At 63.6% G+C, this 13206-nt stretch carries 16 protein-coding genes; 8 read left to right on the top strand and 8 right to left on the bottom strand.

Annotated elements, in window-relative coordinates:
- Positions 1 to 4: 4 nt before the first annotated feature.
- The gene (gene otsB, locus GGQ90_RS06190; protein ID WP_188081327.1) at positions 5 to 769 is read right to left on the bottom strand and encodes a trehalose-phosphatase; all 765 of its coding nucleotides are present in this window, start codon (positions 767 to 769) and stop codon (positions 5 to 7) included.
- A 61-nt stretch (positions 770 to 830) separates the two neighbouring features.
- Complete coding sequence (locus GGQ90_RS06185) at positions 831 to 1001, bottom strand: hypothetical protein (RefSeq protein WP_188081326.1); 171 nt, start codon at positions 999 to 1001, stop codon at positions 831 to 833.
- Positions 1002 to 1130: 129 nt separating this feature from the next.
- Here GGQ90_RS06185 and GGQ90_RS06180 point away from each other — a divergent pair, with 129 nt between their 5' ends.
- The 4 genes from GGQ90_RS06180 to GGQ90_RS06165 all read left to right on the top strand — a co-directional run bounded on the left by GGQ90_RS06180 (position 1131) and on the right by GGQ90_RS06165 (position 6543).
- Positions 1131 to 2051 carry a LysR substrate-binding domain-containing protein gene (locus GGQ90_RS06180; protein WP_188081325.1) on the top strand — a complete coding sequence of 307 codons (921 nt, stop codon included), beginning with the start codon at positions 1131 to 1133 and terminating at the stop codon, positions 2049 to 2051.
- Between the two features lie 39 nt (positions 2052 to 2090).
- Positions 2091 to 2321: a type II toxin-antitoxin system CcdA family antitoxin gene (locus GGQ90_RS06175; protein WP_188081324.1), complete on the top strand. Its 231-nt coding sequence runs from the start codon at positions 2091 to 2093 to the stop codon at positions 2319 to 2321.
- Positions 2322 to 2392: 71 nt separating this feature from the next.
- On the top strand, positions 2393 to 4720 hold the full coding sequence (gene parC, locus GGQ90_RS06170) for a DNA topoisomerase IV subunit A (protein ID WP_188081323.1): 2328 nt from the start codon (positions 2393 to 2395) through the stop codon (positions 4718 to 4720).
- Positions 4721 to 4788: 68 nt separating this feature from the next.
- The gene (locus GGQ90_RS06165) at positions 4789 to 6543 is read left to right on the top strand and encodes a putative bifunctional diguanylate cyclase/phosphodiesterase (protein WP_188081322.1); all 1755 of its coding nucleotides are present in this window, start codon (positions 4789 to 4791) and stop codon (positions 6541 to 6543) included.
- Here the strand turns inward: GGQ90_RS06165 and GGQ90_RS06160 are convergent.
- Genes GGQ90_RS06160 through GGQ90_RS06145 form a run of 4 tightly spaced genes read right to left on the bottom strand, consistent with a single transcriptional unit; the run spans position 6507 to position 9433 of the window.
- Entirely contained in the window at positions 6507 to 7718 is a 1212-nt protein-coding gene (locus tag GGQ90_RS06160) for a CCA tRNA nucleotidyltransferase (RefSeq protein ID WP_188081321.1), read from the bottom strand. The genes GGQ90_RS06165 and GGQ90_RS06160 overlap by 37 nt on opposite strands.
- Positions 7699 to 8310 (bottom strand): CoA pyrophosphatase, encoded by a 612-nt coding sequence (locus tag GGQ90_RS06155; RefSeq protein ID WP_188081320.1) that lies wholly within the window; start codon positions 8308 to 8310, stop codon positions 7699 to 7701. Before GGQ90_RS06155 ends, GGQ90_RS06160 begins: the two co-directional genes overlap by 20 nt.
- The gene (locus GGQ90_RS06150) at positions 8307 to 8873 is read right to left on the bottom strand and encodes a DUF1285 domain-containing protein (RefSeq protein ID WP_188081319.1); all 567 of its coding nucleotides are present in this window, start codon (positions 8871 to 8873) and stop codon (positions 8307 to 8309) included. Before GGQ90_RS06150 ends, GGQ90_RS06155 begins: the two co-directional genes overlap by 4 nt.
- Positions 8874 to 8914: 41 nt before the next feature.
- On the bottom strand, positions 8915 to 9433 hold the full coding sequence (locus GGQ90_RS06145) for a GNAT family N-acetyltransferase (RefSeq protein ID WP_188081318.1): 519 nt from the start codon (positions 9431 to 9433) through the stop codon (positions 8915 to 8917).
- Positions 9434 to 9560: 127 nt separating this feature from the next.
- Between GGQ90_RS06145 and GGQ90_RS06140 the strand changes: the two genes are divergently transcribed.
- Positions 9561 to 9944 (top strand): dihydroneopterin aldolase, encoded by a 384-nt coding sequence (locus tag GGQ90_RS06140; RefSeq protein ID WP_188081317.1) that lies wholly within the window; start codon positions 9561 to 9563, stop codon positions 9942 to 9944.
- A 61-nt stretch (positions 9945 to 10005) separates the two neighbouring features.
- On the opposite strand, the gene GGQ90_RS06135 is transcribed toward GGQ90_RS06140, so the two are convergent.
- Positions 10006 to 10953, bottom strand: a complete 948-nt coding sequence (locus GGQ90_RS06135) for an isopenicillin N synthase family oxygenase (protein ID WP_188081316.1) — start codon at positions 10951 to 10953, stop codon at positions 10006 to 10008.
- Between the two features lie 99 nt (positions 10954 to 11052).
- On the opposite strand from GGQ90_RS06135, the gene GGQ90_RS06130 reads away from it, so the two are divergent.
- Both GGQ90_RS06130 and GGQ90_RS06125 read left to right on the top strand, forming a co-directional pair.
- Positions 11053 to 11460 (top strand): EVE domain-containing protein, encoded by a 408-nt coding sequence (locus GGQ90_RS06130; protein ID WP_188081315.1) that lies wholly within the window; start codon positions 11053 to 11055, stop codon positions 11458 to 11460.
- Between the two features lie 149 nt (positions 11461 to 11609).
- Positions 11610 to 11900, top strand: a complete 291-nt coding sequence (locus tag GGQ90_RS06125; protein WP_188081377.1) for a hypothetical protein — start codon at positions 11610 to 11612, stop codon at positions 11898 to 11900.
- 77 nt (positions 11901 to 11977) lie between these two features.
- On the opposite strand, the gene GGQ90_RS06120 is transcribed toward GGQ90_RS06125, so the two are convergent.
- On the bottom strand, positions 11978 to 12280 hold the full coding sequence (locus GGQ90_RS06120) for a glycine zipper 2TM domain-containing protein (RefSeq protein ID WP_188081314.1): 303 nt from the start codon (positions 12278 to 12280) through the stop codon (positions 11978 to 11980).
- Positions 12281 to 12401: 121 nt separating this feature from the next.
- On the opposite strand from GGQ90_RS06120, the gene GGQ90_RS06115 reads away from it, so the two are divergent.
- The gene (locus GGQ90_RS06115) at positions 12402 to 12839 is read left to right on the top strand and encodes a cupin domain-containing protein (RefSeq protein WP_188081313.1); all 438 of its coding nucleotides are present in this window, start codon (positions 12402 to 12404) and stop codon (positions 12837 to 12839) included.
- The last annotated feature ends 367 nt before the right edge of the window (positions 12840 to 13206 follow it).

The raw sequence follows: 13206 nt of genomic DNA, 5'->3' as shown, positions 1-13206 counted from the left end.
CCGGTCAGATGATCGCGGCGACCCCCTGCGCCAGATAATGCCTGACAGCGGCAACCTGTTCCAAGCCGAAGGCCGCGCGCGTGTGCCGCGCCGGCCCGACCAATATGCCATGGCCGCCCAAATCGGCGGCGGCGGCAAAACCTTCCTCGTCCGTGACATCGTCGCCGATGAAGACCGGCGTGCCGCCGGCCATCGGCGCCTGTTGCATCAGGTGGGTGACGGCGCTGCCCTTGTCGGCGCCGCCCGGGCGCAGTTCGAACAGCATCTTGCCCGCCTGCACGGCAAGGCCATGGTCCTGCGCAAGCTGATGGGCGAGCAGGCCGGCGGCCTCGCCGCAGTCGGGCGCGCCGCGAAAATGGAGGCCGACGCTGATCGACTTGCGCTCGACCAGCATGCCGGGCCGGGTGTCGGCAAAGAGGTGGAAGGCCTGTTCGACCGCGTCGATGGCGGGCAGGCGGGCAGGAGCCTGCGGGGTCTCACCCGGCGCGGCAAATTCAAGGCCGTGAGTGCCAGCAAGCAGGAAATCGTGGAAGCCGAAATCGCGTAGCGTGGTAATCGACCGGCCGCTGACGATAGCAAGGCGCCCGTTCAGCTTGCGGCGCAGCGCGGCGAGCAGATCGATCAGTTCGCCATCGACATGCACCCCGTCGGGCGTGTCCGCGATCGGCGCCAAAGTCCCGTCGAAATCGAGGAACAGGGCGGCACCGATCAGCAGCGCGGGCGATGGAGAGGGGAGGTCCGGCAAGGGGGAGGGAGCGGTTTCGGGCACGGCCTAAAGGTGGCGCCTATGCCGGAAACCGCAACCCCTGTTTTGCCATTTTCCGGGATTTTCAGGATTGGCAGGGCCGCTTGCATGACCGTTCCTCGGCCCAGGGGGCGTTCCATTCGATGCGATGGAGCACCCGAAATGCCTGCATCACCCGGTGCAGAAAATGGTCGGCGCTTTTGCTGATTTCTTCATGGCTGTCATTCCACAGCCGGGCGTCATATTGATCGCGCATCACTGGTCCTTCCGTCCATGATTATCGCCGGGCGCGGGGGCCGTCGGCAGTCCTGTCTCTGCCGGAACGGCACGGCCGACGCCAACAAAAGCATGGACAGCGTATATAAGCCTGGCTTATTTATCTGGCATGTCGAACCTGCCGCCCTTATCCGCCATCCGCGTGTTCGAGGCCGCCGCGCGGCTGGAGAATTTCACCGCCGCCGCGCACGAACTGGGCATGACCCAGGCGGCGGTCAGCTATCAGGTGAAATTGCTGGAGGAGCGGCTGGGCATCAGCCTGTTCCAGCGGACCGGGCGCAAGGTCGCCCTGACCGAGAAGGGGCGCGAGATCGCGCCGATCCTGACCCGCGCCTTCGACCAGATGCGGCAGGGCTTTGCTGCGCTGACCCAGGATCATTCGGCGGTGCTGAGCATAAGCTGCACCAACAGTTTCGCGCATCTCTGGCTGGCGCCGCGGATCGGTGCCTTCCAGATGCGCCACCCGAACCTGGCCGTGCGGATCATGGCGGATGACGCGGTGGTCGACCTGGCTCGCGAGGGTATCGATCTGGCGGTGCGCGGCGGCAAGGGGGAGTGGCCGGGGCTGGAAGCACGGCTGCTGACCCATAACCGGCTGGTGCCGATGTGCAGCCCGGCCTGGCGCGACCGGCACGGGGCGATCGCCGACGCGCAGGCGCTCCACGCCCTGCCACGCCTGTCGCCCGACGACATGTGGTGGCATGAATGGTTCGCGGCGATGGGCGTGGAGGCCGACCCGGCCGATGGCCCGCCCGGCATCGCGCTCGACAGCCAGGTGATGGAAGGGCGCGCCGCGATCGCCGGGCAGGGGGTCGCCATCCTCAACCATTTCCTCTGGAAGGCGGAGGTGGAAGCGGGGCAACTGGTGGAGGCAGTGCCGTCCTATGTCCGCGAGATCGCCAGCTATTGGCTGGTCTATCCGCCCCATGCCCGCAACACGCCCAAGATCAAAGCCTTCCGCGACTGGATCAGCGCCGAGTTTGCCACCGCCATCGCCGCCGATCCGGAGGCGCGTTTCTTGCCGCATTGAGCCATGGCATGATATCGTCCTGCAAAGGGTGATCGGCCAATGGATGACGATGAGTTCGCGGTAAGCCGGGCGCGGGTCGAAGCCGCGCGAGAGCGGAACCTGATTGCTGCTGCCGAAGAGCTGGGGATGGATCTCAGTCTACGGTCCGAGCCCGGTTTCGTGGAGGAAGTTCGCCATCGCTGGATGGAAGCCAATAGGGACGCGATGGAAAGTTGGAACGCCTATGTCGAGAAGCATGGCCTTCCGCTCGATAAATATCGAAATTTTTGATCGCGGCGCCCAGCCTTTGGGGTGCATAATTCTCGTTTCCGTTCACGTTCCGTCCTGCTAAGCCACTCCCGATGACCGATTTTCGCGACCCGTTCGACGCTATCAAGGACCATCCTTTCGACGCGGCGCTCTCTCAGCGCTATCTGGTCTATGCGCTCTCCACCATCACCGCGCGTTCGCTGCCGGACCTGCGCGACGGGCTGAAGCCGGTGCATCGGCGCCTGCTCTGGGCGATGCGGCTGCTGCGGATGGAGCCGGGCGGCGCTAACCCGGATGTGCTGGTCGCCAATCCGGCGCGTAACACCACCAGCTACAAGAAATGCGCCCGCGTCGTCGGCGACGTCATCGGTAAATATCACCCGCATGGTGACGCGTCGGTCTATGATGCGATGGTGCGTCTGGCGCAGGACTTCTCGCTGCGTACTCCGCTGGTGGATGGCCAGGGCAATTTCGGCAATATTGACGGCGATAATGCGGCGGCCATGCGCTATACCGAGGCGCGCCTGACCCAGCCGGCGGCCGACCTGATGGCGGGGCTGGACGAAGGGACGGTCGATTTCCGCCCGACCTATAATGGCGAGGATGAGGAGCCGGAGGTTTTCCCCGGCCTTTTCCCCAATCTGCTGGCCAATGGCGCCAGCGGCATCGCGGTCGGCATGGCGACCAGCATCCCGCCGCATAATGTGACCGAGTTGCTGGATGCGGCGACCCTGCTGATCGATGATCCCGAAGCTGGCGACGCCGCGCTGATGGAGATCGTGAAAGGCCCTGACTTCCCGACTGGCGGCGTACTGGTCGATAATCAGGCGATCATCTCCGAAGCCTATCGCACCGGACGCGGCTCCTTCCGCACCCGCGCGCGTTTCTCCACCGGCCGCAACGAGGATGGCAGCTGGGAAGCGGAAGGGATCGAGAAACTGGCCGGTGGCACCTGGCAGCTGGTGATTTCCGAAATCCCCTATCAGGTGCAGAAATCCAAGCTGATCGAGCAGATCGCGGCGCTGATCAACGACAAGAAGCTGCCGATCCTGGAGGATGTGCGCGACGAGAGTGATGAGGCGATCCGCATCGTCATCGTCCCCAAGAGCCGCAACGTCCCGGTTGACGTGCTCAAGGACAGCCTGTTCCGCCTGACCGACCTGGAAAATCGCTTTCCGCTCAACCTCAACGTGCTCGACGCCACCCATACGCCGCGCGTGCTGGGGCTGCGCGCCGTGCTGGTCGAATGGCTCAAGCACCAGATCGATGTGCTGGTCCGCCGGGCACAGCACCGGCTGGAGAAGATCGCGACGCGGCTGGAACTGCTCGACGGCTATATCATCGCCTATCTCAACCTCGACCGGGTGATCGAGATCATCCGTACCGAGGATGAGCCCAAGGAGGTGATGATGGCCGAGTTCAGCCTGACCGATCGCCAGGCTGAGGCGATTCTCAACATGCGGCTGCGCAGCTTGCGCAAGCTGGAAGAGATGGAACTGCGGCGCGAGCATGCCGAACTGGTCAAGGAACAGGCCGAGCTGGAAAAGCTGGTCGAGAGCCCGGCCCGGCAGCGCACCCGGCTGAAGCGCGACATTGCCGACCTGCGCAAGCGCTATGGGCCGGACACGGCGCTGGGGCGTCGCCGCACCCTGGTCCAGGAAGCCGGGCCTGCGCGGGAGATCCCGCTGGAGGCGATGATCGAGCGCGAGCCGGTGACGGTGATCCTGTCCGAACGCGGCTGGATCCGCGCGATGAGCGGGCATCGCGACCTGGCCGCGGCTGATACGCTCAAGTTCAAGGAGGGCGATGGGCCACAATATGCGTTCCATGCCTATACCACCGACAAGCTGCTGATGGCGACATCGAGCGGCCGCATCTACACGCTGGGCGCCGACAAGCTGCCGGGCGGCCGCGGTTTTGGCGATCCGGTGCGGATGATGGTCGACATGGACGATCAGGGTGCGATCGTCGCCCTGATGCCGGCCAGGACGGGCGGGCAGTTGCTGCTGGCGTCGTCCGATGGTCGGGGCTTCCTGGCTGATGTCGCCGATATCCTGGCGGAGACGCGCAAGGGCAAGCAGGTGGTGAATGTTCGCGCCGGCGCGAAGCTGGCGGTGGTTCATCCGGTCGATCCGGAGGCCGACAGCATTGCCGTGATCGGCGAGAACCGGAAGCTGCTGGTCTATTCGATCATCGAGATGCCCAAGATGGCACGCGGCCAGGGTGTGCAGATGCAGCGCTATCGGGACGGCGGCCTGTCCGACGCGATCGCTTTCCGCCTGAGTGACGGGATCAGCTGGGCGATGGGCGGCGAGACCGGCCGGACCCGGACCGAAGCCGACATGACGCCATGGCGGGTCGCGCGTGGCGCAGCCGGCCGTATGCCGCCGACGGGCTTCCCGCGCGATAACAAGTTCTGACGTGATTTCAGCACTATCGGTAGATGTTCGTTTCCTGAAAATTTACCGTTGGCGGATAAGGCAGAGGCATGAAAGCCATGTCGGTGCGTAGCTGGCCCCCTGAACAGACCAGTGGCCTCCCCTTGCCCGGGGGGGATGAAACGCATCTGCCGCACATGATCGGTGCGAGCGAATGGCTCGCCGCGCTGTCGCAAGCTGCAGCGATTTTATCTTGTGAAAACAACATAATAGATATTGTTGAAGCGAATGCGCCTTTCCTCAAGGCGTTCCGGAAGCATCGCGAACGGACGGCTTCAACGGCCCAGGCGTCTGCCGAATGGCGCGCGCGCGTAACCGGTTTTGCTCAGTCGGAGAGCGATTCGGAAAGCTTCGAAATTCGCCGTGACGGCAAGCTTGGTCCGGAATATTTTCTCTGCACGCTGGGGCGGCTGCGGGCCACGGAGGCGCGCACCGAACAATTTCTCTTCACCGCGATCGATCGCACCAGCGAGCGGACGATGGAGAAGAATTTGCGGCGCGAGCTGCTCTCCGACGGCCTGACGGCGCTGCCCAATCGCACCGGCTTCGGTGAGGAAATCGATGATCGGCTCGCCAATGGCAGCTGGCCGGATAATGCCCAGTTCGGCATCATCGCGATCGATCTCAGCCGCTTCAGCCGGGTGAATGAGTCGCTCGGCCCAATGGCCGGCGATGAATTGCTGATCACGGTTGCCAAGCGGCTCAAATCCTGCCTGCGTCAGGGCGATGTGCTGGCCCGTATCGGTGGCAATGATTTCGCAATTTTTGCTCGCTTGAATAATGGATTATCTGACTCTCTTCAGATTGTTCAGAGGATACGCGAGGCGCTGAGTTCGCCAATCAGGCTGTCGGACCTGCAGATCCGCGTCGACTGCGCCATCGGCTGCGCCCTGTCGGCGCATCTGGACGATGACCCGGACGATGTCGTCCGCAAGGCGCAGGCGGCGGTCAAGATCGCCAAGCGCACCGGCAAGGTCGAGATTTATCGCAATGGCGTGCTCAAGGAAGCGCAGCGCCGCTTCTCGATCGAGAGCCGGCTGCGTGATGCGCTCGCCCATGGTGGGCTGACCCTGGCCTATCAGCCGTTGATCCATCTCCAGACTGGCGAGATTACCGGTTTCGAGGCGCTGGCACGCTGGGACGATCCGGAACTGGGCCATGTCTCGCCGGTCGAGTTCGTGCCGGTGGCGGAAGAAAGTGGCCTCATCACGTCGCTCGGTCGCTGGGCTGCCTATGAGGCCGCGCAGGCACTGAGCCGCTGGGACGCGAAATTCGGTCAGGCTTTGCCGGTCGGGGTCAACGTCAATCTGTCCCCGATCCAGATGGCGCGCGACGATGTCGCGTCGATGTTCGAGGAAGCTCTCCGCTATTCCGGCATCGGCGGCAATCGCCTGACTGCCGAACTGACCGAAAGCGCGATCATCGCGGATCCGGACAAGGCCCGCAAATTGCTGTTCGCGCTCAAGGATCTGCAAATGCCGATCGCGATGGACGATTTCGGCACCGGCTTTTCCAATCTGGCGAGCCTGCACAGCCTGCCGATCGACATCCTCAAGATTGATCGAAGTTTCGTTTCCAATATGCTGGAAGATCACGATAAAGCTGTGATCGTCCGCACTATATTGTCACTGGCGGAATCGCTCAACCTGCGGGTCACTGCCGAGGGCATCGAAACCCAGGATCTGGCCGACATGTTGCAGAAGATGGGCTGCTGGCAGGGGCAGGGCTATCATTTCGCTCGCCCGATGAGCGAGGCCGATGCCTTTGATTATTGGCGCGTGCGCTGGAATTTCGAAACGATCTGATCGGCGATCTCCCCGACGCGATCGGCATCGGGAAAATCTTCCGCCACCCAGTATTTCTGCACCTCCTGCAAGGCGCGCGCGACGTCCGGGCCGGGCTGTAGGCCGCGCGCGATCAGCGCGCCGCCGCCGATCGGCAGGCTGGGTGGAGTCCAGTCGTCGAGCGAGGCCAGCATCGGCAATGGGGCGGCAGGATCGAGCAGGATGCGGTCGATCGCCCCCTCCACGCCGACCCGATGCGCCAGCGCGCGCGGCCCTTCGGTTCCGGGGCTGGCTTCCAGTGCGGTGATCAAGCGCTTGCGCGCCTTGTTTGACAATTTGAGCCGGGCACCGATCTGGTCCGCCAGTGCTGAGTCGGGCGGCACCAGCGCGGCAAGGCGCCGCAGTGCCGACGGCGCCACGTCCGCCTCATTCTCGCGCGCGATCAGGCACGCCAGCCGATCGATGCCCTCGATCGTGAATTCGGGCAGCACCGGCAGCCAGATGCCGCCATTCACCATCAACCGCAGCGCAGGCACCGGATCGTACACCACCAGCAATTTGAGCAGTTCGTCGGCAATCCGCTCGCGCGACAGTGCCATCAGGCTGTTGGCGGCGGCGACGCACGCATCATAGGCCAACGCGTCAACTTCGTTGTCACCATAGCGGGCGAGGAAACGGAAATAGCGCAGGATACGCAGATGGTCCTCGGCGATCCGGGCGCTGGCGTCGCCGATGAAGCGCAGGTGCCGGGCATCCAGATCCGCGACCCCGCCGAAATAATCGCTGATCGCGCCGGTCAGGGGATTGGCATAGAGGGCGTTGAAGGTGAAGTCGCGGCGGGCGGCATCCTGCTGCCAGTCGTCGGTGTAGGCGATGGTCGCGCGACGGCCGTCGGTGCTGACGTCGCGGCGCAACGTGGTGATCTCGACCGGGCCGTCGGGCAGAATGGCGGTGATGGTGCCATGCTCTATGCCGGTCGGCACCGCCTTGATCCCGGCGGCCTTCAACCGGTCGACCACATCCTGCGGCATCAGGCTGGTGGCAATGTCGACATCATTGACCGGCAGGCCCAGCAGCCCGTCGCGCACCGCCCCGCCGACATAGCGGGCACGGCCCTGGTCGGCGTCGAGCGCGGCGAGAAGGCCGGAAAGGCCGGGGCGGTGGCGCCACGAGGCGTCAGGAAGAATGCGGGTCATGGCCGAGCCTGCGGGAAAGATTGGCGAGGATGGCGGCGGTCACGCCCCAGATGCGGCGGCCCTGCCAGTCGATTTCATAATATTGCCGCTCGATGCCTTCGAACATCAGGCTGCGGCGCACCCGATTGGCCGGATCGAGCGCATAGTCAAGCGGCAGTTCGAACCAGTCGGCCACTTCGCCCGGTTGGGCGCGCAACGGCAGGTCGGGCGGGATGACGCCCAGCACCGGCACGATGTCGAAGCCGGTGAAGGTATGATAGCGATCCGACGTGCCGATGATGTTGACCCGGTCGGAGGGCAGGGCGATTTCCTCGCGGGCCTCGCGCAGCGCGCCGGCAATCTCGTCGGTATCGCCCGGATCGACCCGGCCGCCGGGGAAGGCGATCTGGCCGGCATGTTTGCGCAGCTTTTCGGAACGCTGGGTCAGGATCAGGCCGGGATTGGCGCGATCTGTGATGGCCACCAGCACTGCAGCTGGCGCCAGCACCATGTCACCCACGATGCGCGGATCGCGGGTTTCGGATGGAAGCAACTGGATGTCGCGGCTATGCCCGTCGATCAGGGCGGCGCGCAACCGCTCGGCCAGCGTCATGCGGCGCCATCCAGCGGGAAGAAATGGCCTTCGCTCCACAGGCCGACCCGCTCGGTGCCTTCGTCCAGCGCCAGGTTCATCAACTCATAATAGACGCTGCGCACGATCAGCGCGTCCAGCCCGGAACGGACATGGAGATAGGGGTGGGAGCCATCCGCGCTCTCGCGCAAGGTCAGCCCATGGTCCGGCCCCGCCGGCACCAGTTCGCCGGTATTGAGTCGGAAGGCGAGGTTCCGGCTGGCGCCTTCTCCCTCGCTCTTGAGTTCGACCGCGACGAAGGGTGCATCCTCGACAGCGATGCTCAGCTTCTCCACCGGGGTGACCAGCACATAGGAGCCATCGCCCTCGCGCCGGAGGATCGTGGAAAAGAGGCGCACCATCGCTTCGCGCCCGATCGGTGATCCCTGATGGAACCAGGTGCCGTCGCGCGCGATCCGCATCTCGCTGTCGCCGCAATGGTCGGGATTCCATTTTTCGACCGGCGGCAGCCGCTTTTCGGCGGCAAGGCGGGCAATGTCGGCGAGCGACAGGTCGGCGAGGTCGGGCAGGGGCTCCATCGGCATGGGAAGCAGATAGGAGCGGCCGGCCCGCTTGGCAAAGGTCTTTAGGCTGTGACGGCGATACGCGGCGACAACATGCCTGTTCCGCTGATCGGCCGGCCATCGACCGACAGGGCGAGCAGGCGCCGCGCCTCGAACGGGCCGGGACAGTCCCAGCCGGCCGTGCCTTCGGCGGTGAAACCCCAGAAGCGGCCATAATATTCCGGATCGCCGATCATCATCAGCGGTTCGCAGCGCTGGGCGCGGGCGGCGGCAACCACCGCGTCCATCATCGCGCGGCCATGGCCGCCCTTCTGATGGGCCGGCGCAACCGCGACCGGGCCGACCATGATCAACGGTATCTGGCTGCCATCCTCACGGGTAAGCGCTACCGGCCAGCTTTGCAGCGATCCGATCAATTCGCCATTGTCATCCATCACCGCAAAGGACAGGGCAGGCAGCCAGGGCATACCGTCGCGGATCAGATAGGCGGTGCGGCCGTGGCGGTCTGGACCAAAGGCCGCGTCCAGCAGGGTCTCGATGGCATCGGTGGACTGGCTGTCGAGGGGAAGAATTGCTGACATGTCTTGCCGATCCGCGATCAATGGCGCATGGACCGCGCCGGAAGCGGCGGGCTTTTAGCGCCCATGCCGCAAAAGGAAAGATTAAACTGGACCCATGCCTGTCGGGCATGGCCGGACTTGGCGAGCTATGGACAGCATTTTTGACGATTATCTGACGCTGGAGGTCAATGACCTGCACGTCGACGTACTGACCGGCATCTATTCTGAAGAGACGCATCTGCCCCAGCCGCTGCGCATCTCGATTCGGGCCAAGCTGCGGATCGCGGATCATTATGATCCCGATACACCGCTCAGCCAGTCGAAAAACTATATGGATCTCAAACATGCCGCGTCGACCGCGCTGCCAGAGGGGCTGCACTTCACCCTGATCGAGGGCGTGGCCGACCATATTATCGAGACCATCTTCCTGCAGGATGACAAGGTGCGCCATGTCGAGGTCAAGATCGTCAAGCTGGCGCTGAGCGAGCGCGGCGAAGAAATCGGCATCACGCTGGGCCGCGGCCGGAAATAAGCGGCGCTTGCGCTGAGAATAAAAAGGCCCGTCGCTGCCGGATGCAGCGGCGGGCCTTTTCTTATGCTTTCTTGATCAGGCCGATCTCGATCAGGCGCTCGGTCAGATAGTCATGCGCGCTGATCGGTTCCTCGCGGCGCGGATTGTCCGGCGTCACGCATTGCGGCAGCGCGTCGATCATGAAGTCGGGGCGCAGATGCAGGAAGAAGGGCATGGAATAGCGCGAATGGCCGCGCCGTTCCGGCGGCGGATTGACGACGCGGTGGCTGGTGGAGGGCAGCACATGGTTGGTCAATCGCTGCAGCATGTCGCCGACATTGATGGCGAGTGCGCCCGGCGGAGGCACCACCGGCAGCCAGTTGCCGTCGCGGTCCTTCAGTTCCAGCCCGCCTTCCTCGGCGCCCAGCAGCAGGGTGATGAGGTTGATATCCTCATGCGCGCCGGCGCGGATGCCCGGTGCCTCCGGCGACACCGGAGGATAATGGAGCAGGCGCAGGATCGAGTTGCCATCCTTGATCGGGCCGTCGAACCAGCGTTCGGGCAGGCCCAGATAGAGGGCGATCGCCGACAGCAGTTCCGCGCCGACCCGGTCGAACTCGGCATAGAGCGGCGCGAACACGTCGCGAAACGCCGGCATCTCGGTCGGCCAGACATTGGGTGGCATGGTTTCGGCAAGTGGATCGCCGGGCGCAAGGTCGCGGCCGACATGCCAGAATTCCTTGAGGTCATTCTCGCTCGCGCCCTTGGCGATCTCGACGCCGAAAGCGGTGTAGCCGCGCTGGCCGCCGTTGAACTTGGCATCATAGGCGTGCTTCATCTCGACCGGCTGGGCGAAAAACTCGCGCGCCAGCGCCCATCCCTTGTCGACCAGCGCCTGGTCCATGCCATGGTCCTTGACCATGGCGAAGCCGAAGCGTTGGAAGGAACCGCCGAAGGCGGCAGCGAAATCGCCCTTGCTCATCTCTGCCATGGACAGGACGGGCACCTGCTCCAGCACGGATTGCGACACGTATATTCTCCAGATCGATTTGGTTTGCGGATGATATAGCGATCAGCCGCCATGGTTCCCATCCTTGATCGTCCTTGGCGCCTGATGCAAGGAGGCTGCATGAACTACTGGCTGATGAAATCGGAACCCGACGTCTTTTCCTATGCCGACCTGGTCAAGAAGGGGAAGGCGGAATGGGACGGGGTGCGCAACCATGCCGCCCAGTTGCATATGAAGGCGATGCGCAAGGGCGACCTGGCCTTCTTCTATCACAGCAATATCGGGGTCGAGGCTGTCGGTATCATGGAAATTGTCGAGGAAGCGACGCCCGACAGCACCGACGAGACCGGCAAGTGGATCGCGGTCCATGTTGCGCCGCACAAGAAACTGGATCGGCCTGTGACGCTGAAGACGATGAAGGCGGACCCGGCATTGGCCGATATGGTTATGTTGCGGCAATCACGTCTTTCCGTCGCGCCGCTGACGCCGCAGCAGTTCGAGCATATAGTCGCCTTGTCAAAGGCTTAGAAAAACGAGGGCGCCTCGATTGCGTTTCGCGCAACTGGAACGCCTTTTTTTGCGATTGTATGAGTTTTTGCGCTGCAACATATGGGTGGCAACAGAACAGAATGTCCAAGAGGTGTTTGAGGGCATTCACAAGGAGCACACCCATGCGAATGCTGTCCAAGTTTGTTGTCGCCGGCGCCCTGAGCGCCATCGTTGCCGTCGCCGCCCCCGCCAACGCGCAGGACGCCGCCAAGCAGCGCTTCACCCACGAAGGTTACACCTACGTCTATGACGTTAAGGACACCAAGACCGGCAAGGTGATCTCTGGCCGTCGTTACCCCGACGCCGTCGCCTTCAACCTGCAGGTCAAGGGTGACAAGGTTTCGGGCGTTTCGGGCGGCCAGTCGGTGTCGTTCAAGGTCGACGACGCGCGCGGCGCGGCTGAAGGCGCTGCCAACTAAGCAGCCTGGCCTCGGCCATTAAAAAGGGCGGCCTCCCATCGGGAGGCCGCCCTTTTTCGTTGTCTTTAACGACGGGATCAGCGGCAGCGGCGCTTGCTGTCGATTTCCTTGCCGAGCAGCGCGCCACCGGCGGCGCCCAGGATCGTGCCGGTCGCACGGTCGCCACGGGTATCGATCGCGCGGCCGACCAGAGCGCCGCCGACGCCGCCGACGATCAGGCCGGTCGTACCATTGGACTTGCGGCAATAGGTGCGGCCATCGCGACCGCGCCATTCCTTGTAGCGATAATTTTTGCGTGCCTGGGCGCCGTCCGTGGGAACGGCCATCGACACGGGAATGGCCAGCGACAGGGCGGCCATGGCCATCAGGGCGTTACGCATAATATCTCCTCCGAATTGCGTTGTCAGCCGATTGAACCCCTGCCTATTGACCTAGGTTGCATGAACCTTGGACAACGGCATAAGTTTTTGTTTCCTTGGAAATTAAATTTGAGGTGAAGCGATGAATGCAGGCGACGGGCAGGATCCGGCTGCGCTGATCCAGGCACTTAATCTGGCGCCGCATCCCGAAGGCGGCTGGTATCGCGAGACCTGGCGGGCACACGCGATCACTGGCGAGAGAGCGCCCGGCACGGCGATCCTGTTCCTGCTGGAGGCGCATCAGCGATCGCACTGGCATCGGGTCGATGCCGACGAGATGTGGTTTTGGCATGCGGGGGCACCGATCATCCTGGGTATCGCTCCGCCGCAGGGGCCTGCGGTCGATCATCACCTCGGCCCGGATATCGTTGCGGGACAGATGCCGCAGCGCCTGGTCCCGGCGCATCATTGGCAGGCCGCGCGGCCGGTCGGCGGATGGGCGCTGGTCGGCTGCACCGTCACGCCTGGATTTGATTTTGCTGGTTTCACGCTTGCGCCGCCCGATTGGACGCCCGGCTGAAGCGCGCGGATTTCCGCCGATTTTCAGACTTATCCAAAGTTATCCACAGATTTGTGGCGCGGCCTGTCTTCAAACTGTCGGAATCCGCTTTGTGCGACTCGCGGATCGTGACAGCATCCCTCTATCAGGACAGTCGGCAAGGAGCGATCCAAAGCCGGAAAATCCAAGAGAAATCAAGGATTATCTGCCCTGATGGTCCGTTGGGAGCTGCCATGCGCGAGAATGGCAGGGAAGATCGGATCCAGGCCTTTCAGGATGATGCCGGGTACGCGCGAAAGTGAACGTCGGGCTTCTGATATGGAAGGTCAGCAAAGGTGAACAGACCTTCGGGCTCGTTCTCCTGCGCGAAGGTGCGGCAACGCATCGC

It is taken from the genome of Sphingobium scionense (assembly GCF_014197035.1).
GTDB classification, from domain to species: domain Bacteria; phylum Pseudomonadota; class Alphaproteobacteria; order Sphingomonadales; family Sphingomonadaceae; genus Sphingobium; species Sphingobium scionense.
This window is presented reverse-complemented; position numbering and strand designations above follow the sequence as displayed.